At 62.7% G+C, this 25,684-nt stretch carries 21 protein-coding genes and 1 riboswitch; of the genes, 7 read left to right on the plus strand and 14 right to left on the minus strand.

Features of this window, described 5'->3' with window-relative positions; translation table 11 throughout:
* Positions 1-153: 153 nt before the first annotated feature.
* From R2855_07435 to R2855_07450, 4 genes are all read right to left on the minus strand, one after another.
* Positions 154-582 (minus strand): TIGR03667 family PPOX class F420-dependent oxidoreductase, encoded by a 429-nt coding sequence (locus R2855_07435; GenBank protein ID MEZ4530851.1) that lies wholly within the window; start codon positions 580-582, stop codon positions 154-156.
* A gap of 74 nt (positions 583-656) precedes the next feature.
* The gene (locus tag R2855_07440; GenBank protein MEZ4530852.1) at positions 657-1,439 is read right to left on the minus strand and encodes a VOC family protein; all 783 of its coding nucleotides are present in this window, start codon (positions 1,437-1,439) and stop codon (positions 657-659) included.
* A 15-nt stretch (positions 1,440-1,454) separates the two neighbouring features.
* Complete coding sequence (locus tag R2855_07445; protein MEZ4530853.1) at positions 1,455-2,240, minus strand: VOC family protein; 786 nt, start codon at positions 2,238-2,240, stop codon at positions 1,455-1,457.
* A 200-nt stretch (positions 2,241-2,440) separates the two neighbouring features.
* A complete protein-coding gene (locus R2855_07450; protein MEZ4530854.1) occupies positions 2,441-3,109 on the minus strand; it encodes a DsbA family oxidoreductase in 669 nt (222 codons plus the stop codon).
* A 105-nt stretch (positions 3,110-3,214) separates the two neighbouring features.
* Here R2855_07450 and R2855_07455 point away from each other — a divergent pair, with 105 nt between their 5' ends.
* Both R2855_07455 and R2855_07460 read left to right on the plus strand, forming a co-directional pair.
* Positions 3,215-3,673: a VOC family protein gene (locus R2855_07455; GenBank protein MEZ4530855.1), complete on the plus strand. Its 459-nt coding sequence runs from the start codon at positions 3,215-3,217 to the stop codon at positions 3,671-3,673.
* Between the two features lie 184 nt (positions 3,674-3,857).
* A complete protein-coding gene (locus R2855_07460) occupies positions 3,858-4,178 on the plus strand; it encodes a hypothetical protein (protein ID MEZ4530856.1) in 321 nt (106 codons plus the stop codon).
* A 248-nt stretch (positions 4,179-4,426) separates the two neighbouring features.
* On the opposite strand, the gene R2855_07465 is transcribed toward R2855_07460, so the two are convergent.
* Positions 4,427-5,983, minus strand: coding sequence for a thioredoxin-like domain-containing protein (locus R2855_07465; protein MEZ4530857.1), 1,557 nt, complete (start codon positions 5,981-5,983; stop codon positions 4,427-4,429).
* Between the two features lie 108 nt (positions 5,984-6,091).
* On the opposite strand from R2855_07465, the gene R2855_07470 reads away from it, so the two are divergent.
* On the plus strand, positions 6,092-7,102 hold the full coding sequence (locus R2855_07470) for a heme o synthase (GenBank protein ID MEZ4530858.1): 1,011 nt from the start codon (positions 6,092-6,094) through the stop codon (positions 7,100-7,102).
* A gap of 225 nt (positions 7,103-7,327) precedes the next feature.
* Complete coding sequence (locus R2855_07475) at positions 7,328-8,014, plus strand: TerC family protein (protein ID MEZ4530859.1); 687 nt, start codon at positions 7,328-7,330, stop codon at positions 8,012-8,014.
* Positions 8,015-8,194: 180 nt separating this feature from the next.
* On the opposite strand, the gene R2855_07480 is transcribed toward R2855_07475, so the two are convergent.
* The 8 genes from R2855_07480 to R2855_07515 all read right to left on the minus strand — a co-directional run bounded on the left by R2855_07480 (position 8,195) and on the right by R2855_07515 (position 21,520).
* The gene (locus tag R2855_07480; GenBank protein MEZ4530860.1) at positions 8,195-8,533 is read right to left on the minus strand and encodes a hypothetical protein; all 339 of its coding nucleotides are present in this window, start codon (positions 8,531-8,533) and stop codon (positions 8,195-8,197) included.
* 302 nt (positions 8,534-8,835) lie between these two features.
* Entirely contained in the window at positions 8,836-11,172 is a 2,337-nt protein-coding gene (locus tag R2855_07485) for a LuxR C-terminal-related transcriptional regulator (protein ID MEZ4530861.1), read from the minus strand.
* A gap of 148 nt (positions 11,173-11,320) precedes the next feature.
* Positions 11,321-13,648 carry a LuxR C-terminal-related transcriptional regulator gene (locus R2855_07490; GenBank protein ID MEZ4530862.1) on the minus strand — a complete coding sequence of 776 codons (2,328 nt, stop codon included), beginning with the start codon at positions 13,646-13,648 and terminating at the stop codon, positions 11,321-11,323.
* 339 nt (positions 13,649-13,987) lie between these two features.
* On the minus strand, positions 13,988-15,442 hold the full coding sequence (locus tag R2855_07495; GenBank protein MEZ4530863.1) for a sulfite exporter TauE/SafE family protein: 1,455 nt from the start codon (positions 15,440-15,442) through the stop codon (positions 13,988-13,990).
* A 137-nt stretch (positions 15,443-15,579) separates the two neighbouring features.
* The gene (metE, locus tag R2855_07500; protein MEZ4530864.1) at positions 15,580-17,868 is read right to left on the minus strand and encodes a 5-methyltetrahydropteroyltriglutamate--homocysteine S-methyltransferase; all 2,289 of its coding nucleotides are present in this window, start codon (positions 17,866-17,868) and stop codon (positions 15,580-15,582) included.
* A gap of 489 nt (positions 17,869-18,357) precedes the next feature.
* Positions 18,358-18,577, minus strand: a riboswitch (cobalamin riboswitch).
* A 246-nt stretch (positions 18,578-18,823) separates the two neighbouring features.
* Complete coding sequence (locus R2855_07505) at positions 18,824-20,266, minus strand: nicotinate phosphoribosyltransferase (protein MEZ4530865.1); 1,443 nt, start codon at positions 20,264-20,266, stop codon at positions 18,824-18,826.
* 170 nt (positions 20,267-20,436) lie between these two features.
* Positions 20,437-21,126, minus strand: coding sequence for an isochorismatase family cysteine hydrolase (locus tag R2855_07510; protein ID MEZ4530866.1), 690 nt, complete (start codon positions 21,124-21,126; stop codon positions 20,437-20,439).
* A 121-nt stretch (positions 21,127-21,247) separates the two neighbouring features.
* Positions 21,248-21,520 (minus strand): hypothetical protein, encoded by a 273-nt coding sequence (locus R2855_07515; protein ID MEZ4530867.1) that lies wholly within the window; start codon positions 21,518-21,520, stop codon positions 21,248-21,250.
* Positions 21,521-21,732: 212 nt separating this feature from the next.
* On the opposite strand from R2855_07515, the gene R2855_07520 reads away from it, so the two are divergent.
* The 3 genes from R2855_07520 to R2855_07530 all read left to right on the plus strand — a co-directional run bounded on the left by R2855_07520 (position 21,733) and on the right by R2855_07530 (position 23,609).
* Positions 21,733-22,257: an OsmC family protein gene (locus R2855_07520; GenBank protein MEZ4530868.1), complete on the plus strand. Its 525-nt coding sequence runs from the start codon at positions 21,733-21,735 to the stop codon at positions 22,255-22,257.
* A 237-nt stretch (positions 22,258-22,494) separates the two neighbouring features.
* On the plus strand, positions 22,495-23,031 hold the full coding sequence (locus R2855_07525; GenBank protein MEZ4530869.1) for a peptidylprolyl isomerase: 537 nt from the start codon (positions 22,495-22,497) through the stop codon (positions 23,029-23,031).
* A 92-nt stretch (positions 23,032-23,123) separates the two neighbouring features.
* Positions 23,124-23,609, plus strand: coding sequence for a YaiI/YqxD family protein (locus tag R2855_07530; GenBank protein MEZ4530870.1), 486 nt, complete (start codon positions 23,124-23,126; stop codon positions 23,607-23,609).
* A gap of 100 nt (positions 23,610-23,709) precedes the next feature.
* On the opposite strand, the gene R2855_07535 is transcribed toward R2855_07530, so the two are convergent.
* Positions 23,710-25,656, minus strand: a complete 1,947-nt coding sequence (locus tag R2855_07535) for a hypothetical protein (GenBank protein MEZ4530871.1) — start codon at positions 25,654-25,656, stop codon at positions 23,710-23,712.
* Between the last annotated feature and the right edge of the window lie 28 nt (positions 25,657-25,684).

Raw genomic sequence — 25,684 nt, forward strand, 5'->3', positions numbered from 1 at the left:
GATTGTGCGTATGCGGATGGAACGATGAACCCGGCGGCACCCCGACGGCAGCGAGAAATGTCGACGGCGCCTGCCGGTTGCAAGCGCCGTCTGCCTATCTCGCACGCCTTGTTCCTGAGAAAACCTGGCGTGATGCCAGCGATGAGCGTTTCGCTAGAAACCGCGGACGTTCTGCAGAATCACCCGGATCGGAACGCTGTACTCAGCAGCAAAACTCTCGGGTGTCATGCCGAGCGATTCGATGCCGCTCGTGTACTTCGCAAGATACGCCGCGTAATGCGCGGAGGGATTGGTCGACTCGTCGACCACTGCCGTTCCAGAGAGGACCACCATCGAACCGCCGTAGGCGTCGGAGTTGAAGTTGATCGAGACCGCGGCGTTCGAAGCAATATTGCGCAATTTGGTCTTGTTCGGCTGGCTGTAGATCAACAAAGTGCCGTCGTCCTCATAAAGAAACCAGATGAGGCTCGGGAACGGCCGGCCATCGCCATTGACGGTGGTCAGCCATGCTACCTGATCGTTTGCGAGGTGGTGAGCTACGCGCTTCCCGAAGTCAGTCGAGGTGTCGAGGGAAAATGCCATGGAGCCTCCTGCGATGCCTGGGCTGGGCAACAAACGCGCCCCGCCATTCGGCGCGGCGCGTACGACCATTGTAGCTAGAGCCGGTCGAGCCAGCCCGATTCTGGTTGCATGAGACCGACGACACCGCCGGTGGGGTCGGCGATCCAGGCAGTGCGCCCCACGCCAGGAACCGTGTTGGCCGGATGGATGATCCTTCCGCCAAGTTCGACCGCATGCGCGATGGTGGCATCGATATCGGACGTCTCGACGCTCATGATCCAGGCCGATCGTTCCGGAGACTCGCCAGGTTGAAACAGACCGGCGACCGGGGCGCCATTTGCCTTGGCGACTGTGTAGGGATTGGGGCCGTCACCCATCGGCACGAGCTCCCACCCGGCGATCTCCCGGTAGAACGCCGAGGCAGCTTCCAGGTCGTTGGTGATGAGCTCGTTCCAGATGACATGCCCCGGCCCGCGATCATATGCGGACTCAGTCGTCCACAGTTCGGACGACGGCTGGTAAAGATAGAAAGACGCGCCGGTCGGATCATCGAGCACGGAAAGCTTGCCGATACCGGGGATTTCCATGAGTTCGACATAGAAGTTAGCGCCCAGATCTCGCGCCCGCTCCATGCGATCATCGATGCCGGTGACCTGGATGTATCCCATCCAGGCGCTCCGGCCGGACTCGGTCTGGTACGGCAAGCAGCCGCCGAGACCACGTCCGTCCAGCGTCACCGTTCGATACCCATCGGGCGGGCGGGCTTCGGCCGAAAACTCCCACCCGAACAATCCGCTGTAGAACGGGCTTGTGGCGGCCTCATCGACCGCCATCAGGTCATACCAGACAAACAGACCGTCGCCACGATACCGACGCAACGATGCCGCCATCGCCTAGCTCGCGGCCGGATCTGCGGGTTGCAAGATGCCGAAGACCGCGCCGGTCGGATCGGCAAGCCAGGCGATGGTGCCGATTGGTGGCAACGGCATCGGCGGGACGATGACTGATCCACCGGACTTCGTCGCCAGGTCGGCCGTTGCCTGCGCATCCCGTGTCTCGACATAGAAGACCCACGCGTCGGGCGCTTCTGGTGTTGGTTTCGGCAGGATGTTGGCGAACATCTCGCCGTCCTGCTTGAAGATCCTCGCCGAGAGTTCGCCCATGTTCTCGACCTCGGCCGAGTATCCAAAAATCGAGGAATAGAAGTTGCCGGAGGCATCAGGATCGCCAGAAACCAGTTCGTGCCAAACGATGCAACCGTGGCCTTCACCACGATCCGGCGCCGCTCCGCCATCCGCGTAGGTCAGGAAGCCTACGGCAGCGCCCTGCGGGTCCATGAGCACCGCAAAGCGGCCGGTTCCAGGAATGTCGGCAGGCTCCATGATGACCGTCGCCCCGAGCTCGGAGGCCTTCGCGGTTGCCTTGTCGACGTCATCGGACTCCAGGAAAACGAGCCAGAACGATGGCTGGTCGGCCTCATCGGGTCCTTGCTGGTGAGAGCCAGCGAACATCTGGCCGTTGTCGGCCCGGTTGAGCAAGTGATAGGTGTATTCGGGACCCATCTCGACGGCGGTAGACGTCCATCCGAAGAGCGTGTTGTAGAAAGCTTCGGCCTTGCCTCGGTCCTTGGAATGCAGTTCGTCCCAGGCGATGGCGTCGCGTGTCATAGTTGCGCTCACTGTTTCTCCTAACGCTTTTCCCATTTGCCAATACTACGGGGCGGAGCCCATCCTAGAACGGATGTTCTCACCTGTCAAGAGGGGAAATGGCCTATTTTCCGAGTTTCCCGATCAATGGTGGCGCGAGCTCGAAGGCGACCATCTTGCACCTCCGGGAACATCGGAACGGATGGTCGTAAACGTCGCCACCGCGTCGAGTGTCAGTCGGCCGGCGTTAGCGCCGGTTCGGCGACCTGGCGAATTGCTTCGAGAATCACACTTGGCGGTTGCGCGCCGTTGAGCGCAAGGCGCCCATCGAAGATGAAAAACGGGACGCCGGTGACACCTTGTTGGGAGACCTGGCGAGCGATGCTGTGCACCTCCGCGGCGCCCTCGCCGGCCTGGAGACGCCGACGAGTCTCCTCGCGGTCGAGCCCGGCAGCCCCGGCCAGTTCCACCAGGGTATCGAGATCAGTGATGTCCTTGCCCTGCAGAAAATAGGCGTCGTAGATGGCCGTGGAGAGCGCGCCGCGGGTTTCGTCTGGGGCGATGAAGATCAACTGATGCGCCAGCGTGGTATTTGGCGATTTACCGACCAGGTCCCAGCGGAACTCCAGCCCGGAGGCCTGACCGGCCTGCGAAACCCGATCGAACATGGCGTCGAGCGGCACGCCCTGGAACTTCTGGGCCAGGTGATCGCGGAAGTTCTTTCCTTCGGCAGGCAATGAGGGATCGAGAAAGAACGGCAGATAGGTCACCGACACCGGCAGTCCGGTCCATTGCTCGAGCGCAGCATCGAGGTTGGCTTTGCCGATACGGCACCAGGGGCAGGCGAAATCGGCAATCATCGTCACTGCGAGCGATTCGGAACCGTTCATGGGTTCGGTCATGATAAAGGGCATCTCCTTGCTGCGCGAAATTGCAGCTACTTACGAATAGTAACCTATTGATGCCGCGGTTTACCATGTGACATCACCGCGGAAAGGAGACAGGCGTTGACCAATTTCTCGAAGAGCTGGCTCGATCTGCCTGAGCCGCCGCCAGTCGTCGCCATGTACGAGATGGTGCTCGAGGTGGCCGATCTGACAGAGTCGGAACGCTTCTACACGGAAGCGATCGGCCTGCCGGTCGCGACGCGCTGGGGAGACGAGCGACCGGCCACCTGGTTGTCACTCGGCAATGAAGGGTTCCTCGGACTGTGGCCGGTGGAATCCGGGGGCGCGGTGGCCATTCACAATGGCCGCGGCGGCGCGCACGTGCATTTCGCGCTGCGCATCCCGGCCGGAACGATCGATCAGGCGCAAGCCCGGCTCGAAGAATTGGGTTTTGCGGTCGAGCGAGTCGATTTCGGCAACGGCAATGTGGCAATTTACCTGGACGATCCGGATGGTAACGTCGTGGAGTTGACGGAGATTCGTCTGCTCTGGGACGGTACTGCCGCCTCGGTCATGTGAGAGCGTCCAGCACGGAAACACGGCACGTCGAGCATGCGAATACACCATCCCAGATGACGACTCTTGCCGTCTGAGAAGGCTCGTTCGCTTCCCTACCGCTTGACGCGACACAAAACCGCTCTATCATGCCGAAAGCGGACACGTTTCTCGTGAGTCCATCGAGGCGCACCAGGAAGGAGCGGCCATGATCGTCGTTCGCACGGAGCTTCAAGCCAAGTTCGGATACGGCAGCGTCCTGACAGGGATGATTGCGGAAGCGATCGAGTCCCTCACCGAATTCGAAGAGCTACAGGGAATTCGCTGGCGGGTGATGAGCGGCCTGACCGGCAACTTCGACATGGTGACGCTGGAAGTCGAGACCGAAAGCCTGCAGACCTGGGACCGGCTGCGATTGATCGTTTTCTCGGTGCCGGGGTTCGTCGATGCAATGAACGCCGCGCAGGACATTACCGTGTCGGGCACTCAGCAGTTTCTCAACATCGAAGCCAGCGACCTCGACTACTGATCCGCGGGCGTGTTTGGGTTCGTCTGCGCGGTGGAAGAGCCCGGCAGAGAAACCCTTCTTTCGCAGGATGTGCGTTCCGTGGTTCGAACGCGAGAATCGATCTGAACACATGGCGACGTCTGCCAGACCCATTTCGATTGCTATCTCTTGACCGGCAACGAACCATCGCCATGCGTCATCCATGACGAGAGCTGCAGCGATCGCTCGAGCGCGGGCGGCGGAGCATGCGCGCCCTTGCAACCGTAGCGTCAGCTCTGCCGAGATGAATCCGAACCAAACGTGAGCTGCAGCGTGCGCGCCTCCTGCTGGTCCAGGTCGACAACGCGAATCGCATGGTTGTGGGTGTCGGCGATGTAGAGCAACCCCTCATGCAGCGCCAGTCCCGATGGCTCGCGGAACTCGGCGTCGAGCGCATCGCCGTCGACCAGGCCCTGTTCGCCCGTCCCGGCGATAGTCGAGGATTCTCGACGTACAGGATCGACGCGCTTGATCTTGTTGTTGAACGTGTCGGCCAGATAGAGCACTGGTTGGCCGTCCTCTTCGGTCGCGGCAATTCCTTGCGGATGTTGCAATCGGACACTGTCGCCGATCGCGTCGAGATCGCCGAAATAGAAAAGTCCTCGTCCCAGCAGCCGCCGCACACGTCCGCTGTCGCAATCGAGCGCGCGCACCGCCGACGATTCGGCATCGGCCACGCAGACCGTCCGTCCGAGGGCAGCGAGCCCCATCGGCTGGGCGAACGTGGCATTGGCGAAACGATCATCGTGAATCGATTCGACCCCGGTTCCGGCCATGATTGCGAGACGCTCGGTGGCAGGATCGTAGCTCCAGACCTGGTGCAGACCCGCCATGGCGATCAGATAGCGCTCCTCGAACCAGATCACATCCCAGGGTGACGCAAGAGCAATTTCGCGCGCTGGGCCACCAACGGCAGGCAACCCGCGTTGGCCGGTGCCGGCGACGGTGCTCACCGTACCGGCAGCAAGATCGATACGACGAAGCAGATGGTTTCCGGCATCGGCAACGACGATCGACTGGCCGTCCGGGCTGAACGCGATCCCCTGGGGATGGGTGAATGTGGCGACGGAGAAATCCCCGTCATCGGCCCCTGGGAGACCGGTGCCGATCGTGGTCAGGACGATGCCGTCGAGCGTCGCAATGAGGATGCGGTGATTGCCGGAATCGGCAATGACAAGACGGTGCTGGATGGGGTCGACAACGACCTTGGCCGGGAAACGCAGCGTGGTGTGCCCAGAGCGAATTCGCTCGCTATCTTCCACCGGGTCCTGCTGCTGCGATCCCGGTCGTGAACGTGGGTGCTCCGATGCCGGGTCCACGGCTTCGGCCGAGGTGACAAGCGCTTCGATGAACGCATGCACGCGGTCATAGTCGAACTCGCCAGCGTGCCGCGCGACGACACGCCCTCGCTGGTCGATGAAGATGAGGGTCGGCCAGGCATCGACAGCGTATGACTGCCAAATGGCGTAGTCGGGATCGGAGACGACGGGGTGATGAATACCGAGCCGGTCGATCGCAAGCGCGAGGCGATCAGGATCCTTTTCCGCGGAGAATTTCGGCGTATGCACGCCGATGATCTGGAGCTGATCAGGGAACGCAAGGTGCAGCCGGTGCAGATTGGGCAGGATGTGCATGCAATTGATGCATCCAGAGGTCCAGAAATCGAGCAGCACGACCCTTCCGCGCAATTCGGAGAGTTGGATCGGCGCGCTGCCAATCCAAACGGCGTCCCCGGGGAAGTCCGGGGCGCGCACAGCGCCGGCGTAGGAGGCGGGATCACGATCCATCGAGGACTCTCCGGAACAGGGCGGCAGCGTACAATTCATCCCAATGCGCCCCAGCATCGGCGGGAGATGCGGCGTTGGCGTTGCTTCAGTCTACCCGCGGGAACCCAGATGGCATCACAGACCGGCAGATTTCGCTCGTTTCTCGATGGATTGGTCGAGCCACAACCGGCCGATCCGACCGTGCGCACAACGCTGAGCCGTGTGGCGGAACCCGCCACGCACGAATCGGGAGCGCAGGCACCGGCCATTCCGCTTCGGCGGCAAATCGACAACTACATCGCGCTCACCAAGCCGGGGATCCTGACACTCCTGCTGGCAACCGAGCTCGCCGCCATGATGGTGGCCGCAGCGGGGCTCCCGCCGTTTCGCATTGTCGTTGCCGGCATGTTGGGCGGGTTGCTCGCGGCCGCTGGCGCAAACGTGCTGAACTGCTATATCGACCGGGACATCGACCGCAAGATGTCGCGCACACAGCATCGCGCCACTGCAACCGGAGAAATCTCCCCGCGCAACGCGCTGATCTATGGGCTGGCCCTAAACGTGCTGGCAGTGCTGATCCTCGGATTTGGAACGAACTGGTTCGCGGCCGGTTTGGCCGCCCTGGGCAGCTTCTACTACGTGGTGGTCTATTCCTACTACCTGAAGCGCCGTTCGGAACAGAACATCGTGATCGGTGGAACGGCAGGGGCAATCCCGCCGCTGGTCGGCTGGGCAGCCGTGACCGGATCGCTTGCCGTGGCGCCGGTGTTGATGTTCGCCATCATCTACTACTGGACCCCACCGCATTTCTGGGCGTTGTCGTTGCTGAAGCAGGGCGAGTATGACCGCGCCGGGGTTCCGATGCTCCCGCTCGTCGTCGGCGAAGAGGAAACCCGCAAGCAGCTCTTGCTCTATACATTTCTCCTGGCCTCGGTGTCTCTGCTCATTACCCCGTTCGGACTCGGTGAGATCTATCTGGTTTCGGCGCTGGTGCTGAATGCGATCTTCCTCGCACTGGCATACGGGCTCTATCGCAAGGGCACCAAGAAGCTCGCGCGGCAGACATTCTTCTATTCGCTCTGGTATCTGGCGTTGCTTTTTGGAGCGATGGTGTTCGATCGGATGATCCTGCCGGCGTAGTGGGTGATAGGCAAGAGGCAGCGGGCAAGAGGCAACAGGCAAAAGGCAATGGGCAATGCGACCCACGACTGGCGGCCGGCCACTGACGACTGACAACTGACAACCAGCAACTGAGTTGCGGAACTCCGAAAATTCCAGGGGCGTGCACTACTATTGATGGGTGTGGGCGTGAAATCGGTCATTCGGGCCGTCTTGCCACGTGCGCCCGTTTCGAGCGATTTCTGAATGGAAGCTGATTTCATCGCCAAGATCGCCAGCATCGTGCTCATCGATCTGGTGCTCTCGGGCGATAACGCGGTTGTGATCGGGATGGCCGCGCGGAGCTTGCCGCCCGATGCCCGCAAACGCGCGATCCTGTTCGGTGGCCTTGGGGCGGTCGTGCTGCGTGTGACGTTCACCATCCTGGCAGCGTTGTTGCTGGATATCCCCCTGTTGCGGGCAATTGGCGGCGTGCTGCTGCTCTGGATCGCCTACAAACTGGTGCGCCCGCATGAGGACGCGCACAACGTTTCCGAAGCTGAGTCGCTCATCGCCGCCGTCAAGACCATCATCCTGGCCGACTTCGTGATGAGTCTGGACAACATTCTCGCGGTCGGCGGCGCATCCGAAGGTCATTTGGGACTGCTGATCTTCGGCTTGATCTTCTCGATCCCGATTCTGATGCTGGGCAGCGAGCTGGTAGCGCGCATTCTCGGACGCTTGCCAATCCTGCTCTATGTCGGCGTGGTCGTGCTCGTGTTGACCGCGACACGCATGATCCTGCACGACGACGTAGTCAAGGAGTACTTCCACGCGGGCCCCATCGAAACGGTCATCCTGGCGGCGCTCCTTTCGGCAGCGATCATCTGGCTCGGGTTGCGTGCGGGGAAGTCGCTTCCGCCGCCTCCGCCCACGGCAGAATCACCGGCATAGCGCGACATCCTCCTGGCGGGCAATCCACGGGTCCATGTTGCGCACGTCGATGAACCCAGTATCTCGAACTCACATCTGGAACGGCTGCACAGGCAACCCAGTGCCGACACAGCCGCTCCAGAACATGCGCAGCACGGCCGATCCACGATCTGCCGCACGTTCTCGTCCGAACTGACGTCCCTATTTCCGGCCAGCAGATACGTCCGTAGCCGGATCGATGCCGAACAAGATGGGCGTTGAGCCTATCTCCGCGGATTCGACCGGCATGCTCTGCCCTGAGAAGAGTTGCGCCGAGGACACATTCCCTGGAGTCGGCTGGATCAGATCGGAGATCGATCCGACCGTCTGCGGAGCGCATGCGTATCCGTCCCAAACCAGGCCATCGACACAGGCGCTGGAAACGAACGGCACTTCGTTCTCAGCCGCGGGAAGCGCGGCAATGGCAACCACGGCAAACAGCGCACTCGCAGCAATCAATAGATAGACCGATTCTTTGAACGGATTTCTCAAACGTATCATTCTTTTTCCTCTTATTTCGTTTGCATCTATTACATCTATCGCCTATTTCGATTCGATCGATCTGCCTGCCTTCGATCTTCGGCCAGGCGGAACACCTCCTTCACGATCGCGCTGGCCAGAATGCCATGCGCCCTGATACCAGCATGCACCCGCAAGCGCGGCGTGTCATCGGTCGTACTATGTATTTTCGTCCGATCCCCGACCAAAACTGGCCGTCGAATTGCGTAGTCGCCACACGCTGCCAATGGGATTCGGGTTCTGTATCGTCTGGACCCAGGGCGCGGTGATCGGGCGTCGAATCGCTACACCAGCTCGTGTTCCAGTGCCTTGCGGACAGCTGCGGCGCGGTTGCGGGCGTCGAGCTTCTGCAAGACATGACCCACATGCGTGCGGGCTGTGGCGTGGCTGATGAAGAGGGCATCGCCAATCTGGCGATCGGTCATCCCCTGCACCATCAACGCCAGCACATCCTGTTCCCGCGGTGAGAGGTCGAACGTTTCAGGGCGTTCCGGATCCGCGCTTCCGCGAAGCGACAACCCTTCGATGCGCTTGCCCGTTTCGATCGCTCCGGCGATCGCTTCCGCCCGTGTCACCGACTCGGCCAGGGTCATCCCCACGGCATCCGCTGCCAGCCGGTGCAAATCGTCTGGCTGGAGATGCGTTCTCAGTTGAGCGCGATCGGCATCGGAAATCCAGGTGCCTTCGCGTGGCAGCACCGCGTAACTGGTGAGCATGAGTTCGGCGCTGGCCAACAGGTCGAGCGCTTCCGTTGTCCACTCGAGACGCAATGCGATCGTGATCAATCCGGAAAGCGCTTCGAAGATGGCCCAATGATTCTCGGTCTCCAGTGCCAGGGGCAGGCTCTCCCGCAGATAGCGCGCGGCGGTCGTGGAATCTCCGCGTTGGAGCGCCAGGTCGGCCAGCAGCTGCAACGTCCAGATCACCCCACGCGACTGTGAATACCTTGACTGCTCCTCCAGTGCCAGATTGAGTTCGCGTTCGGCGTCTTCGAGCCGCCCAAGCCGCATGTAGGCGATGCCGATCAGATCGATGGCGCCCGCGGCGTACGTGGGAGCCTCTTTCTGGAATGCCAGGGTCTGGTTGGATAGCTCGATCATGCGGTGATAGTCGCCCTGATACCAAACCGCCTGGGCCGACCAGAGCAGCGACATCGCCTGCTTGACCGGATCGCCCAACGCAACCGCGACCTCCAGCGCCTGTTGATGCCGCTCGAGCGCAAGCGTCGGTTCCCCCTGCGACCAGGCGAGAATGCCCGCGCTATGGAAAAGCCGCCAGACTTCCGCGGGTTCCGCGTCGCAGGTAGCGATCAGCGGCAGCGTTCGATCGTTCCAACGGCGCCCCTCGCTTCCCTGCGCGCTGAATGCCCAGACTGCCCAGAGATTTCCGACGATGCGAATGGCCCGCCGCTGGTCTCCCCGTTCGAAGACCCAAGCGAGCGCGGCGCGGATGTTGTCGAGATCCGCACGCATGCGTGCATACAGAACGTGTTCGCGTGGGCCGAAAATGAGCGGCTCGTAACGCGTCGTGAGAATGTCGACCCACGCGGCATGGCGCTCTCGCATGGCGTCCAACTCGCCGGCGCGTTCCAGTTCCAGTGTGACGAACTCGCGCACCGTGGGATAGAGCAGAAAACGCGGCTCGCCGTCGGGCGTCTCCGCGGTTTCCACCATGCTCGCATCGACCAGGTGTTCGATGAGATCGAGCGTTTCGCCGGGTGCCGCAATACCGGATGCTTCGGCCACCGCTTCGATCCCATCGAGCGGGACGGTGCCGGCAAAGACCCCCATGGCGCGCAGAACGGCGCGTTGTTCCTCGGGAAGGAGGCGGTAGCTCCAGTCGATCGCATCGCGCATCGAGCGCAACCGCTCGGGCGCATCATTGGGGCCAGATGCCAGAATCCGCAACGGCTGCGACAGGCGATTCAGCAATGCCTGGGGCGCCATGATGCGCGTCCGGGCCGAGGCAAGCTCGATCGCGAGGGGAACGCCCGAGAGTTCGGCGCAGATCGCTTCGATCGCATCCAGTTCGGTGGACGACGGCGCGTAGTCCGCGCGAATCGCGCGGCTGCGCTGGACGAACAACTCGGCGGCTTCGCTGTGGCCAGTTCCGGCTGCAGGTTTGCTGAGACCGAGCGGGCCGAGCGCAACGACCTGCTCGTTCGCAAGATTGAGCCTGGCGCGGCTGGTGGTGAGAATCTTCAAACCGGGCGATTGGGAAAGAAGCTGCGACAGGAGCGGCGCCGCGGTCAACAGGTGTTCGAAGTTGTCGAGCACCAACAGGGCGCTGGCTCCATCGAGCGCTTCCGCGATCTGCGTGTGCAGCGAATCGGCTCCACGCTCACGCAGGTCGAGCTGCTGGGCGATGGTGGGAAGCACGAACGACGGCTCGGCAACACCCGCAAGCTCGATGAACCAGCGACCGCCTTCGAATCCCGGCGCCGTCAGGGCGGCATGCAATGCCAACCGGGTCTTGCCCACACCGCCGGGACCGACGAGCGTAACCAGCCGAACACCGGGCTGCGCCAACAGGCCATGGATGGCCGCGGTTTCCTCGGTCCGTCCGATCAGCGAGGTCTGTGGGCGAGGGAATCGGTTGAGATTGGACGGTTCGAAGGACAAAGTCAGTTCCGCCGGATGAAGCGCGAATCGCTGCGGTAGTGTCCAGGGTCTGGGAGTCGCTGTCCAGCGGGTAGAACGGAGCCGTCGGCGGGCGGTACTCAGTCGTCAGTCAGCGGCCGTCGAGGCGGTCGACAGACGACTGGTCGCTTCAGACGAGTTCGAGTTCCAGCGCCTTGCGAACGGCCGCGGCGCGGTTGCGGGCGTCGAGCTTCTGTAGCACATGCGCAACGTGACTCCGGGCTGTTCCGTGGCTGATCTTCAACTCCGCGCTGATCTGCCGGTCGGTCTTGCCCTGCACGAGCAGCGCAAGCACGGCCTGCTCGCGAGGCGAAAGATCGAACGCGTTGGGCGCCTGTGGCGTGCGTTTGACCGGCGCCTTCGGGCGCGCGGGCCGTCGTTGGCCGGATTCGATCTGCGCCGCGATCTCCGATGCGCGTGCCACCAGCTGTGGCAACGATTGGGCAGCTGCTTCCTGGGCAAGGAGCCGAAGATCGTCAGGAGCCAGATTTGCCTTGAGCCGAGCGCGATCTTCCGACGAAAGCCAGGATCCCTCACGCGGCACCACTGAGGACGAGGTCATCAGGAGTTCCGCGCTGGCCAGCAACTCGAGCGCTTCCTCGGTATAGCCGAGCTTGAGCGCGATCGCCATCAACCCGGAGAGGTCTTCGAAGATACCCCACGGATTGGCTGACTCGAGCGCCAGCGCGAGGCTCTCGCGATGCCAACGAGCGGAGACCGGATAGTCGCCGCGAAGGAAGGCAAGATCGCCCAGCAGCTGCAGGGTCCAGATGGACGCGCGTGTAAACCCGATATGCGCGTGACGCTCTTGCGCGACTTGCAGGGTCTCCTCCGCGCTGTCGAGCCGGTCGAGACGCATCTCCGCAATGCCAAGCAGGGTTTGCGCGGCCGCCCATGGGATGCTGCGTTCGGGACTTGTGGCCAGGGACGCCTGCGCGAACCGGTGCATCTCCTGGTAATCGCCGGCATACCAGGCAGATTGCGCTTGCCACATCAACGCAGTTGCCTGGGCTGCGCGATCGGCTGGCACGATGTCATGGGAGCGCCGATACCGCTCCGCCGCCAACGCTGCATCGCCGCTTGCCCAGGCAATGAGTCCCGCCGCGACCCAATAGCGATGCAGATCGCGTTCTGTCAATTCGCTGTCGTCGCGCCGCGGGTCGATGCGTTCGAACCAGCGCTTGCCCTCGTCGGTCTGGCCACCGAAGGACCAGAAGTCGCCCAGGTTGCCCAGAATACGTGCCGCGCGCGCCACGTCCCCGCGTTCGAGCGACCAGTCGAGCGCGGCGCGGATATTGTCCAGCTCCACCCGGAGCCGGGCAAAAACCACATGCTCTCGCGGACCGGCAAACTCGCGGGAAAGGGCAGCAGTCATCTGTTCGACCCAAACGGCATGCCGCTCGCGCGCCGCCGGCAACTCGCCCAGCTGCTCCAGTTCGCCAAGGACGAATTCGCGCACAGCAGCGAAGAGCAGGAATCGGGGTTTGGTTTCCCGTTCGATTGGCTCGATGATGCTGGCATCGACCAGCCGCTCGATGAGATCGACCGCTTCTTCCGGTTCGCCGATTCCCGCGGCGGTGGCAACAGCTTCGATCCCGTCGAGCGGGACTGACCCGGCAAAGACTCCCATCTCCCGCAGCAATGCTCGTTGCTTGTTGTCCAGCAGGCGATAGCTCCAGTCGATCGCATCGCGCATGGAGCGATGCCGATCGGGCGCATCGGTCGGCCCCGCGGACAGGAGCCGCAGCGGTTGCGAGAGCCGGGAGAGCAGCGCCTGGGGCGCCATCACGCGAATACGCGCAGCGGCCAGCTCGATGGCGAGCGGCAACCCGGAAAGCTGCGCGCAGATCTCCTCGATCGCGCGCACATCGGCGGGAGAGGGATCGTAGCCGGGGCGAATCGCGCGGCTGCGTTGCAGGAAGAGCTCTGCGGCTTCGCTGTGGCCGATCTGGCCATCCGGGGCCACATCGAGCGCGCCAATCGAGAAGACATGCTCGTGCGCCAGATTCAGCGGCGATCGGCTGGTGATCAGCACCATCAGCCCTTCGATGCGTGAGACGAGCTGAGAAAGCTCCGTAGCTCCGTCCAGGAGATGCTCGAAATTGTCGAGCACGAGCAAGGTTTCCCGACCCTGCAGCGCCTCCACGATCTGATCGCCAGCCGTATCGGAGGTGCGTTCGCGTATCCCAAGAGCCTGGGCAATGCGGAGCAGGATGAGGGAGGGATCGGACAGTCCGGCCAGTTCGACGAACCACCGGCCGTCGGAAAAGCCGTCGGTCGTCAACCCGACGTGCAACGCGAGGCGAGTCTTCCCGGCGCCGCCAGGGCCGGTGAGGGTCAGGATGCGGACATCCGGCCGATGCAGAAGATCGTGAATGGCGGCGATTTCGGCTTCGCGGCCGATGAGCGACGTTTGGGGACGGGGAAAAGCGCTGAGGCTCGATTGCGCGAAAGACATGTCCCTCCCCGACACGTGCCACCGGCCGACTCCGATATGAGAATAGTCGCCTATTTGGCCGGATCGTGTCTCGTGGAAACTCGCGTGAATCCGAATGAATCCGAATCGAACCGCCCCACGTATACGGCATTGAGAGCATCACCCCAAAATCGATGCTCTCTCCCAAGCCCAGTGGAGCGCCGCACACGCTCCACCCCTCCCCTTCCCGCATTGACCCGGTCTTTGGACCGGGTCAATGTATTTTCCGGACCGATGCGCTGTGCTTGCCCTCGGCTCCGGGTTCCAGCAGAGACAACCGCCACACGCCCGGGACACCGGGCTCTGGACCACGAACCACACCTAATCCAGCTCCGCCAGCAACATGACGACCCCGACGGTCGTAATGAGCACAGCGCTGGCGAGGGGAAGAAGCCGGGCCGCAGTGGCAACGGTTCTCCCAGGGACGCTCGCATCGCCTCCGGGAAGGCGCTGCAGCATGGTCGAGGAGCGGGATTGCACGAACGCCACCACCGCCCCGAACGCGACCAGCACGGCGGCCAGCCCAAGACTGAAGGCGACGATGGAGATCATGCCGAGCCACGCCTGATGCAAGCCGATGGCCAGCAGGAGAATGGCCAACGCTTCCGGGCACGGAACGATTCCCCCCGCAATCCCCAGCGCAAGCAGATCGCGCAGCGACGTGCGGTCCCGCAGCGCAAGCGCCTCCTCGAGGTGGAGCCGGGCGTGTTCCTCGTCGGTCAGGCTCGCATGATCGTGGTGATGATGATGGTGCGCATGGTCGTGGTCGTGATGGTGATGCGCATCGTGCGCGTGTACATGCTTGTGCCTGATCCCAAGGTAGGCCCGTCGGATCAAGCTGAGTCCCAAACCGATGACCAGCAGCGCCGAGACGACCTGCATGATCGGAACGACGCGTGACGGCAAGAAGATCGCGCTGGCGGCGATGGTGAGCCCTCCCAACGCAAAGACCCCGGCGGTGTGGGTGAAGGTGACGATCCCGGCCAGGGCGAACGCATCGCGCATGGTGCCCTGGGTCGCAACCAGATACCCGGCCACCAGCGCTTTGCCATGGCCGGGCTGGGCGGCATGCAGCGCGCCGACGACGGCGAAGGTCGAAAGCAAGACCAGGAAAAACGTGGGGGTGCGCTCGCGGCCGAAGAGCTCAGCGGCTCGGGCGCCGAGCCTGGTGGACGCGAGGGCGCTGGCGCTGATTTCGGATTTCTCCGCCGGAGAGCCGATGCCCAGCCCATATGCGACGCGGTTCTCTGCCGAGGGCCATCCCTGCGAAACGATACCGATGCCATCGCTGGTGCTGACCGCGAAGGTATAGGAGGAACGCAACGCTCGATAGGTATTGGAGACGATCATGAGCTGCTCGACATCTGCCGGAGCAATCGCCGGGAACCGAAAGCGCACCTCGATCGGCTGCACACCGGCGTGGAAGGCTTGCAGATCAGGGACCGTGACACTCGCTTTGGCGGGATCGAGCGGGATCGGGCGGCGGTCGATCGAGATCGCCAGGTGCTGAACGAACTTTTGGCTCCAGGTGGCGATCTCCGCCGCGGAGGCAGCGCCATTTTGGTCCTGGTCGAGATCGGCAATCAGGAACTCTTTGGCCAGAACCCCGCCACCGATCGAGATCGTGATCTCGATCGACTTGGGGGAGAGATCGACTTGAAGATGCTGGAGCAACTCGTCGGCAGGATGGGCAGCGGATGGGCTCGGGAACGCCCACACGACGAGGAACGCCACCAGAATGGGGAAAAGCAACACTTGGCGAAGACGGGTCGTCATGATGGGGAATTGTGCGTGTTCGATCCCAGATCGTGCGAGACGATTTCGCCCCTTGCGCGATCTCTTCGTCCAGAACGGCAAGTCCACGAGCGACGAGGACCACGCGGGCGCAGTCCTCGCCGCTGAGCAGATCGAGTTCAGCTCGCGCCGTTGGCCAGAGACTCCCGCACGATCCGGGTGGCGGCGACCAGATTGGTCAGCGAATCGGCAACTTCCTGCTCTCCCCGGGTCTTGAGCCCACAATCCGGGTTGATCCAGACGCGCACGGGACCGAGGTAGTCGACCGTCGCGGCAATCACCGTCACAAACTCGTCCACGGACGGCACCTTGGGCGAGTGCACGTCGTAGACACCCGGGCCGACACCTTTCTGATAGTCGAAGTCGCGGAAGACCGAAAGCATTTCCAGCGCCGAGCGAGCGTTCTCGATCGAAAGCACATCGGCGTCGAGCGCATCGATCGCTGCAATGACATCGCCGAACTCCGAATAGCACATGTGGGTATGAATCTGGACCTCCGGAGGCGCACCAGCAGCGGCCAGCCGGAAGCATGCGGTGGCCCAGTCCAGATAGGCTCCCCATTCGCTGCGGTCGAGCGGCAGCCCCTCACGCAGAGCAGGTTCGTCGATCTGGATGACCGTGAGCCCGGCATCGATCAGGTCTTGCACTTCGTCCCGGATGGCAAGCGCGATCTGCTCGCAAGTAGCCGAGCGCGGCTGATCGTCCCGCACGAACGACCAGTTGAGCATGGTGACTGGCCCGGTGAGCATCCCCTTGACCGGACGCTCGGTGAGCGATTGGGCGTAGGTGGACCAGCGCACCGACATGGGCCCCGGTCGGGAGACATCGGCAAAGATGATCGGGGGACGGACGCATCGGGTGCCATAGGATTGGACCCAACCGTGCTCGGTCGCGGCGAAGCCGTTCAGTTGCTCGGCGAAGTACTGCACCATGTCGTTGCGTTCGGGCTCGCCATGGACGAGCACATCCAGACCGATCTCCTCCTGGAACGCGATCGTGGCTGCAATCGAGGCGGCGATGGTGGCGTCGTACTCTTCGGGTGTGATTTCCCCCTTGTCCATCGCACGCCGCGCCTTACGCAACTCGTTGGTCTGCGGAAACGAACCGATCGTCGTCGTTGGGAGTGGTGGCAGGTCCAGCACGGGCGCCTGGGCAGCGGCACGAAATGCGGCGGGGGCTTCCCGTCGCCGGTCGGGTTCGCGCAACGCCTCGACACGCGCACGAACAGCTGGATCGGTGCGCAGTCGTGAGGTCGCCTTCGCGTCCAGCACGGCCCGGTTTGCCGCAATGGCGGCTGATTCATCGAGCCCATTGAGCGCGTTGGTCAGAATCGCGATCTCGCGCAGCTTCTGCTCGGCAAAGGCCAACCACGATTGCAGTTCCGGGTCGAGCGCGGTTTCACGGAAAGCGTCGTAGGGCGTATGCAGAAGCGAGCACGACGTGGTGACGAGCAGGTCGTCACGGCCGATATGCGTTGCAAGAAGCTGAAGGTCGGCAAGCGCCGAGGCAAGGTCGGCAATCCAGATGTTGCGCCCATCGACGATCCCTGCGCCGAGCGCGAGTCCGGCCGGCCATGGCGTGTCGAGCACCCGATGCAGCAATCCCTCGCTTCGCGTGAAGTCGAGGCCGATTCCGGTAATCGGCAGATCGAGCAACGTGGTGAGATGGACACCCGGATCGCCATAGGGAACATGGACGAGCATCCTGGTCTGGGCTGCCGAGGCGCCCAGGAACTGATAGGCGGTTCGTAGAGCTGCACCGGCGGCAGCGTCCTGATCGCGGACGAGAACCGGTTCGTGCAGCTCGATCCAATCGGCCCCGGAGGCGGCAAGACGTCCAATGACCTCGCCGTAGACTGGAAGCAGCGACGGAAGGAGCGCGAGCGGATCGCTGCCATCGTTCATTTCGGCCAGTCGCAGATAGGTCACCGGCCCAACAAGGATGACCTTCGCCGTCAAACCCAGCGCCTGGGCTTCTGCGAGCTCGGCGAACGGCTTGTCCGAGCCGATCTGGAACGATTGACCGGGCGCCAGCTCGGGCACCAGGTAGTGATAGTTGGTGTCGAACCACTTGGTCATGTCGAGCGCGGCCACGCCCCCGGTTTGTCGTTCGCCGCGCGCCATGCGGAAGTAGGTATCCAGATCGACCGGTCCTGATCCGAACCGCTCAGGGAGTGCGCCGAGGAGCACCGACATATCGAGCATCTGGTCGTAGAACGAGAAGTCGTTCACAGCAACGAGATCGATACCGGCGTCGCGTTGCGTCTGCCAATGGGTTTGTCGCAACGCCGCGGCAGTGGCCAGGAGCTCATCCTGTCCCAACTTGCCGGACCAATACCGCTCGGTTGCCCACTTCAGCTCCCGATCACGCCCGATGCGGGGAAATCCCGCGATTGTCGAAACCGCCATCCGATCGTCTCCTTGTCGTTCTATCCATTGTTCACTACCGCAGATGCGGGCGACCGAAACGGTCAGGTCGCCCAGGAAAGCAACGGTCTCGCCCAGCCCGGGCAAGCGAGCGTTTGGCATCGGATCAATCCCAACTGAGCGTCGAGCCCGAGGACACCTGCAAACGCATGCGGTGATTGCCCTGGTCTGTCGGCTGGCCGTGGGAACTGGATCGAACGATGGACATTGGCGCACCTCCCGCGCTCACGATTCCAACGGCCGGCGACATACGCGCGACCGCACCTTCTACGAGATCGAGGAACGTGGAGATACGTCGAACGCACCCGATTCATCTGACGCGAACGCCAGGAACCGAGCGCGAACCCTCACACCCTCGTGTGCGACCTGGTTTCCGCGGAACGATGGAAGGCGGCGAACCCGGCGCCCGGAAGGAGTGCCGACAGCTCGCCCCGCCAACCTCCCCGCGGAGGTCCGGGTTCACATCGCGCCCTCGCGGCGCGAGCCATCGGCCGGTGTTCGGACTTCGAGGCGTTTTGGTCGTTTCCGACCAGGTTTCCTACTGGCCATCGCTTCCCAGTCGGTTCGACTGGCGCATGTGATGGCGGTGGTTCCTCGTTACCGCTGCGGGGCAGCTCTGGATTCGCACCAGATTCCCAATTGCTTCGCTAACTACCAGATGTAGTAGCGAACCGACAGCCCGGACACTCTATCATGGGGATGCCGGCCACGCAATCGCGCTATTCATGAATCGCGCTCAATGCGAAAACGGGCCGCTCGACCGTTTCCGGGAGCGGCCCGTCCGCTTGGGAAGGGAGGGAAGTGGATGTCCACTGCACTCAGTGTCGGACTCGGGTCTGTGAATGACGTCAGGAGCCGCTCGAACCTTGCTGGGAATCATTCCTGGCGGTGTTCTGCCGGATGTGCCTCGGTCGTCCCAAGGCTCATGACTCCGGCCTCAGGACTCCGGACCCGCTTCGTAATGCGCGATGGTCTCCTCCCGCAGGGCCAACAGCGATTCTGAAAACGCGACCGGATAGGCCCGTTCGGGAGTGAGCTCGCGCAGGTACGGCGGAAGCGCGCCGAGCGACTCCAACGCTCGCGATCGAATCTGCTGGACCGATTCTTCCGGTATCACGCGCTTGCCGCTCACGACGATCGGCTCGAGCAATGCGCGGCTGTCACTAGGAGCGGGTTCATCGTCGAGGGCAATGACATCTCCGCGGTAGTCATCCCGCCGGTAGACCTGTTTGCGGCCGGGCCAGGTGCTCTTGTCGCCCGCGATCTTGATACGCGCGGGCTGATCGGGATCGCTGTCGAACCAGACCAGCTTGTAGACCGCGCCGATGACGCCGCCGACGGTCCCGCTGGCAACCGTGCCGAGTCCGACACCGAGATTGCCGCCAACGCCAAACCCGTCGACCGGCGCGCCCGCCCCAAGGATCGTTTCGATGCGGTACTCGTCGATATCGCCACTAACCAGGACCCGCACATCGGTCAACCCGGCTGCATCGAGCCGCTCGCGCACCAGGAAGCTGTCGGCAACCAGATCGCCACTATCGAGCCGGACAGCCACGAGGCGATTCCCGGTGCGCGGGTCCTCTTCTCTGGCGACCTCGATCGCATGCTCGATGCCGGTGGCGACATCGTAGGTGTCGAGCAACAGGCTGTAGCGCGGCAGGGCGGTGGCAACCGCCCGGAACGCTTCGATCTCTGTTGGATAGGCCTGCACCAGCGCATGCGGGATCGTTCCGCTGGCCGGAATGTCATACGCCATGGCGGCCGCGACGAACGAGGTGCTGTCACATCCCCCGATGAATCCAGCGCGGGTTGCGAAATAGGGCGCATGCGCGCGCCGAAACGAGAAATCCGCAATGCTGGCGCCATGGGCAGCCAGTGTCAGGCGAGCAGCCTTGGTCGCGATCAGGGTCGAAACGCCGATTGCCCGCAGCAAGCCGGATTCGAGAATGAGCGCCTCATGAAAGGGCGCCGTCACTCGCAACAATGGCTCGTTTGGAAACGCGATCTCCCCTTCCCGGATGGCCAGAATGTCTCCCGAGAAGCGCATCTGGCTGAGAGAGGTCAGGAAGGCTGGCTCGTAGTGCTTGATCTCTTCGAGATAGGCAAGCTGGGGATCGGTAAAGACGAAGCGTTGGAGAAGGTCCAACGCCGGTTCGAGTCCAGCGACCAGCATGAAACCGCCCGCGAACGGGTTGGAACGCACATAGAGGTCGAAGGTCGCCGCGCCGGTGTGATGCCCTTTCCAGGCCATGTAGGCGGCGTCCAGGTGGTAAAGATCGAGGTAGAGCGCGGTCGAGTCCGGCAGGAAGGCATGATCGCCCTGGTATCCCCGAATCTCCCCCGAATCATCCACGAAGCCATGGGAATTGCTTTGGCTCATGCGTTCTCCACGTATCCGGCCCGGGCTCTGAGTCCGGAGGCCGGAGTTCGGAGCCCGGAGATGTTCGAACGAATCGGCTCCGGACTTAGCGCTCCTCGACCCGGTGTCTCAAGGCGCAGGACCAAGGTCTCCGGGCTCAGGACTCCGGCCTCCGGACCCCAATCTCTTCTCTACGCCAGCGTCCGCACGATGCGGATGTTGTTCGATGCCAGATGATAGAGCCAGACGGCGTGGAAGAAGTCGGCGGGATGCGCACGGCCTGGTGGGAGACCGGGATCGTCGGGGATGTCGAAGGTTTCGACGCAATCGATCGGGATGACCACCTGAAACCCCTGGATGCCCCGTGCATTGGCGCGCAACCGCAGATGCATCGCCAACGCTGTTACGCAAAGATCGGTGCAATCGCCGATCACAATGGCGGTGCGAAGATTCGGGTGCGCGTCCAGCCAGGCATCGAAGCCGGTATCGATCGCGGGATGCAACGAGTTCTTCTCGATGATCGTGAAATGACTGGCGAAGGGAAGCGCGGCCAGCTCCGGGATCATCTCGCTCTCGCTGGTGCCGGCGATCGCGTGCGCGGGATACGCCTCGAATTCGGGGGTGTCGGCCGGATGCGCGTCCTGTAGAAAGACAAAGTCACGGATACCGTGGTCCCAGGCGCGCTGCACGAGCTCCAGCACCGGTACGGTGATGCGATCGATACGCTCTGACGAGAGCGCGCCCTCGCGCAAGAATCCGTTGATGAGGTCGGCGGAGAACATGGCGGCGGCGGTTGGGTCCGGCGCGATCTCGGCGAGGCGCGCGGCGGGAACCGTTCCCAGCCAACGAGCAACAAACGGTGGAATGTCGGTGGAGCGCACGATGAAAACCCCGCACCGAGCGTCGTCGGTTGTCAGCTATCAGTCGTCACCACGGTCACGGCCAGATCGCCATCGCCTCCAATGAGGGCTGACGACTGATGACTGACAGCCTTCGGAGAGTCTATGCCTCGAACGATACTCCACAACCAAGCGCTGTGCCGTTGACGGCGGTCCAGCGCTTGAGTTCATCGAGCTCGTCGTCGTCGATGATCCACTGCCGGGAGCAGGAGGGGCAAACGACGGCGACAGTGCAGTCGCCGCGCGCCTCGCACCATTCGACCAGGTCGCCGAAGGCATGGCAATCCCCTTCGCAGAGATGCGCGATGACCTCCGTCAGAATATCGGGCGCTTCCAGCTTGGGCTGAACGGTCGCTCCGGTCTGCGCGTGTTCCATGGGATTCCTCCTCTCCATGCCAACTGGGACATTACGTCGCGTCGGGAGTGAGAATCTCAGGTTAACAGAAGGTGTCAATTGCAGTCGTAGTCGTGGGGTCATGAGGACTCTTTTCGTACTGCAGGCTGGCGACCGATAGCAGCCCACCGGCGCGGCATGTTGCCCTGCTAAGCTGTCGGGATCGCTATCAGTTCGACTGACAGGACAACACAATGAGCGCACCAAACCCCATTCGCGAACGGCAGGCGCCGATCAAGGAGCGGTTTGCCGCCGATCCTGATGCCGGCAAGATCACAATCGCCGTCGACAGTGTGACCGAAGGCAACGACCCAATGCGGGTGACGATCGCCGCCGAAGCCGATCCGAGCTGGCGGTTCGACTCGAGCGCCCATCCGCTGGCAGGCGGTGAAGGAGCGCTCCCCTGCTCCGGCGATATCTTCCTGGCGTCGCTTGCGGCATGTCAGGAGATCACGTTGCGCATGGTCGCGGCTGCAATGGGAATCGAGCTGAAGAAGGCTAATGTGCGTGTGGAAGGCGACATGGACTTCCAGGGCACCATGGGAACGAATCCTGAGACGCCGGTGGGGTTCACCGCGTTGCGGATCCTGGTCGATATCGAAGCCGACGCTCCCGCCGACCGGCTGGAGCGACTGGTGCAACGCGCTGAGAAGTACTGCGTGATCGCGTCGACACTACGGAACCCGCCGAGTGTTGAATTGACGGTGACGACGGGGTAAGGGGTGGCAGGCAAAAGGCAACAGGCAAAAGGCAAGAGGCAGAAGGCAAAAGGCAAGAGGCAGAAGGCAACAGGCAACAGGAGATTCGAAGTAGAGCACAGCTCGCGGCAGCGGTAGACGCCACCGTTGACGCACACCCGACTATTGCCTATTGCCTCTTGCCTACCGCCCTTCGCCCGTTGCCTAACGCCCTCCGCCCGTTGCCTAACCCCGCTCGCCTCTCGTAGACTCCCTGCCATGACTACCAACACCAACCCCATCGTCGATATCAAGACACCGCTTGGCACGATCTCGGTCGAGATCGACGCCGAGCATGCGCCCGGCACGGCCAAGAACTTCCTGGATTATGTCGATCAAGGAGCGTACGACGGCAGCCGGTTCTATCGCACCGTCACCCCGGACAACCAGCCGGATGACACGATCCGCATTGCGGTCATTCAGGGCGGCGTGGCCAGCCTGGACGATTACCCGCGCCGGGATGCGCCGTCGATCGCGCTCGAGCGGACGACCGTTACCGGACTCAAGCATCTGGACGGGACGATTTCGATGGCTCGGTTGACGCCGGACAGCGCCAACAGCGAGTTCTTCATCTGCGTCGGGGATCAGCCCGATCTCGATTTCGGCGGGATGCGGAATCCGGACGGACAGGGTTTTGCGGCCTTCGGTCAGGTGGTCGACGGGATGGACGTCGTCCATGCCATCAACACGTCGCCCTATGAAGGTCAGCATCTGACGCCACCGATCGAGATCGTTTCGATCGAGCGGCGGGGATAAGCGAGCCATATCCGCCACATCGGTACAGCAGCCTGGGGTTCGCGCTCTGGGCTGCATTTGGTTTTCCGATCAGCATCAGACACGTCCGTAATATGAATCGCTCACCGACCATCTATCTCGACGCGGACGCCTGCCCGGTGAAAGAGCAGGTCTACAAGGTCGCGGCGCGCTACGAGATGCCGGTGGTGGTGGTGGCGAACAGCCCGTTGCGAATTCCGGACATGGCAGGACTCACCGCGCGGATGATGGTGGTGCCCGGCGCGATGGACGCCGCGGATGACTGGATCGTGGAACAGGCGACACCGTCCGATCTGGTCCTTACCGCGGACATCCTGCTGGCGCAGCGGACCCTGGAAAACAGGGTGCGCACACTCGATTTTCGTGGGAACGAGTTTTCTCCCACCCGCATCGGCGATGCCGTGGCAGCGCGGGACATGGCGGCGATGATGCGCTCGATGGGATTGCCCACCAGCGGTCCGGCGCCGTTCTCGGCCAAGGATCGGGGGAAGTTCGCGTCGTTGCTCGACAACGCCGTGAGCCGCATGGCGCGGCTGCGGGACCTGGGTTTCGAGTCCTGAGTTCGGGGTCCTGAGCCCTGAGACAATACGTGGGGCCTCCCGTCCCAGGACTCAGGGCTCTCGACTCAGGACTCTGAACCCTGGCCTCCGGACCAACCCTCTACAAAACAACATCGGCCGGCAGCTCGACGTCGTCGGTGCGGGCAACACGGCGCGTCATCATCTGGGGTTCGATGATGGCGTCGCCACGGAGACGGCGCCAGGCCATCGTAAGACCGATGTAGGCGTAGGGGATGAGCAGGGCATAGAGGAACCCGCTCGCGAGATTGGCGAACTGGACGCGGCTGCCTCCAAGTATGAGGAAGGTGAGCCCAACGATGGGTCCGGGCAGCACCGCGATGATCAAGAAGCCGATGGTGAGACCGAGGGTGCGTGGGATCTGGGCGCGGGTGGTGCGCCAGCTACAGATGAGCGCGTTCCAGCCCGGTGATTCGTGCTCGAGGATGACGGCCTGAATGAAAAACTGCATCGTGATGCCAAAGTAGATGGCGAAGGGAAGCATGACGACGGTGAGCGCGGCCGAGGCGAGCAGGACAAAGTAGATGATCCATCCGGTGACATTCGTGCCGAAGTGCCGGACCGAAGCGCGATAGCTGCCGATCACGGTGGGGCGCTGTCCGCGACGGATATGTTTCATCGCCTGCACGACGGCCGGGACGACAAAAAGGAGCATGGCCGCCTGCTGCAAACCGCCGACGATGCTCGCGGCGGTGAACGCCGCGCCACCGGAATTGTTTGTCCACCCAAGCACCTGGTCGAAGGGGTAGTAGCCAGATGCCATCTGGACGAACAGATTGAAGATGAGCCCAATCGGGATCGCGATGATTCCAATACCCAGAAACGTCGCCAGCTCGTTGCCATAGATATCCAGCGCTTCCAGCAGGTAGTGCCAGATGCGGTAGACGCCAAAGGCGAGCAGCGCAAACGCTGCTACACCAATGATCGCCGCGAGCCAAAGCTTGTCGATCACATTCGCGACGAGCCGCGAGCTGTACTCCGTAATCGAGCAAAAGGTACGAGTGGCATCGAGCCCGAGTGACGGTCCCTGGGGCACCGTAAGCGCTGTCGTCGCCCAGTTGGTCATGGCCCCTTCCGGATCGAGCCACTTCTCGTTCATGTTCGGCCCGAGCGGTCCGTTGAAGAGCGGTTCGCCGCGCTGCCCCCAACGGCCCTGAAACAGCGTCCAGGCGAACGGCCCCGCGGGATCGGCCGGATCGGGGATGACCACCGCCTTGAGTGGGGTGGCGGTCAGGGGGTTGGTGGTGTTGTCGCAGCCGAATCCGCTGCCATGTTCGCCCCAACTGATGAAAAGATCGGATGAAGGGTAGGTGGCGTGGGAACCGGCTCCCGGATAGACCTCGAGGTGCGTTCCATCGAACTGGAGCTGGCCGTCACTCCAGCGGACGAGCTGTCCGCTCTCGTGCTGGGCGAAGCCAACCTCGTCCGGGCCGAATTCGAGCGCCTCCGCCGGGTCGGTCGTATCGAAGACGAGCTGGATCATCTCCCAGTCGGATTCGTGCAGATTGTTCCAGTCGTTGAAGAGATACCAGAACCAATACTGGAGATAGAGCTTACGCTTTCCCTCGTCGATGGCGATGTGCGCATACGTCGTGGGCTGGAGCCCAAACCGCGCAACGTTGTCCTTGAAGTAGCGCTCGTAGAGGCATCCGGGACGGTGCGGATCGTTGGGGAAATCGATATAGGTTCCGGGGCCAGCGGCGGCAAGATCGGCGGGTGCAAAGCTCTCGGCGATGATCGGATCGTCGGCCACGCCGCCCCCGGCGTCAGCACGCAAATGGATGTCCGGGTTGCCGAAAATCCAGTCGACCGGGGCGGGGAAATAGCCCTCGCCCTGCTTGTCGCAAAAGCCATCCTGATCGCGCAACATGGCGACGGGTGCATACGTATCGGCCAGCTCTTGCAGCACGGGGTCGACTGCCTGGGCCGCGGCCGGAACGGAAACGGGCGCCAACGCTGACAGCAGGGCGAACAGCGTGAAAAGGGCAACGGCAAGGGGCTTGTATTTCGTCAAGTTGATCGGTACCATCCAGTCAGTTCTCAAAACCACGCGTCGC

Source organism: Thermomicrobiales bacterium, assembly GCA_041390825.1.
In the GTDB taxonomy this organism is placed as follows: Bacteria; Chloroflexota; Chloroflexia; order Thermomicrobiales; family UBA6265; genus JAMLHN01.

What these genes read in the sequence shown, in the direction of transcription:
- R2855_07435 (MEZ4530851.1), bottom strand. Translation starts at nt 582, where the DNA reads ATGGCATTTTCCCTCGACACCTCGACTGACTTCGGGAAGCGCGTAGCT.
- R2855_07450 (MEZ4530854.1), bottom strand. Translation starts at nt 3,109, where the DNA reads ATGACCGAACCCATGAACGGTTCCGAATCGCTCGCAGTGACGATGATT.
- R2855_07460 (MEZ4530856.1), top strand. Translation starts at nt 3,858, where the DNA reads ATGATCGTCGTTCGCACGGAGCTTCAAGCCAAGTTCGGATACGGCAGC.
- R2855_07465 (MEZ4530857.1), bottom strand. Translation starts at nt 5,983, where the DNA reads ATGGATCGTGATCCCGCCTCCTACGCCGGCGCTGTGCGCGCCCCGGAC.
- R2855_07470 (MEZ4530858.1), top strand. Translation starts at nt 6,092, where the DNA reads ATGGCATCACAGACCGGCAGATTTCGCTCGTTTCTCGATGGATTGGTC.
- R2855_07475 (MEZ4530859.1), top strand. Translation starts at nt 7,328, where the DNA reads ATGGAAGCTGATTTCATCGCCAAGATCGCCAGCATCGTGCTCATCGAT.
- R2855_07480 (MEZ4530860.1), bottom strand. Translation starts at nt 8,533, where the DNA reads ATGATACGTTTGAGAAATCCGTTCAAAGAATCGGTCTATCTATTGATT.
- R2855_07490 (MEZ4530862.1), bottom strand. Translation starts at nt 13,648, where the DNA reads ATGTCTTTCGCGCAATCGAGCCTCAGCGCTTTTCCCCGTCCCCAAACG.
- R2855_07495 (MEZ4530863.1), bottom strand. Translation starts at nt 15,442, where the DNA reads ATGACGACCCGTCTTCGCCAAGTGTTGCTTTTCCCCATTCTGGTGGCG.
- metE (MEZ4530864.1), bottom strand. Translation starts at nt 17,868, where the DNA reads ATGGCGGTTTCGACAATCGCGGGATTTCCCCGCATCGGGCGTGATCGG.
- R2855_07505 (MEZ4530865.1), bottom strand. Translation starts at nt 20,266, where the DNA reads ATGAGCCAAAGCAATTCCCATGGCTTCGTGGATGATTCGGGGGAGATT.
- R2855_07515 (MEZ4530867.1), bottom strand. Translation starts at nt 21,520, where the DNA reads ATGGAACACGCGCAGACCGGAGCGACCGTTCAGCCCAAGCTGGAAGCG.
- R2855_07520 (MEZ4530868.1), top strand. Translation starts at nt 21,733, where the DNA reads ATGAGCGCACCAAACCCCATTCGCGAACGGCAGGCGCCGATCAAGGAG.
- R2855_07525 (MEZ4530869.1), top strand. Translation starts at nt 22,495, where the DNA reads ATGACTACCAACACCAACCCCATCGTCGATATCAAGACACCGCTTGGC.
- R2855_07530 (MEZ4530870.1), top strand. Translation starts at nt 23,124, where the DNA reads ATGAATCGCTCACCGACCATCTATCTCGACGCGGACGCCTGCCCGGTG.
- R2855_07535 (MEZ4530871.1), bottom strand. Translation starts at nt 25,656, where the DNA reads ATGGTACCGATCAACTTGACGAAATACAAGCCCCTTGCCGTTGCCCTT.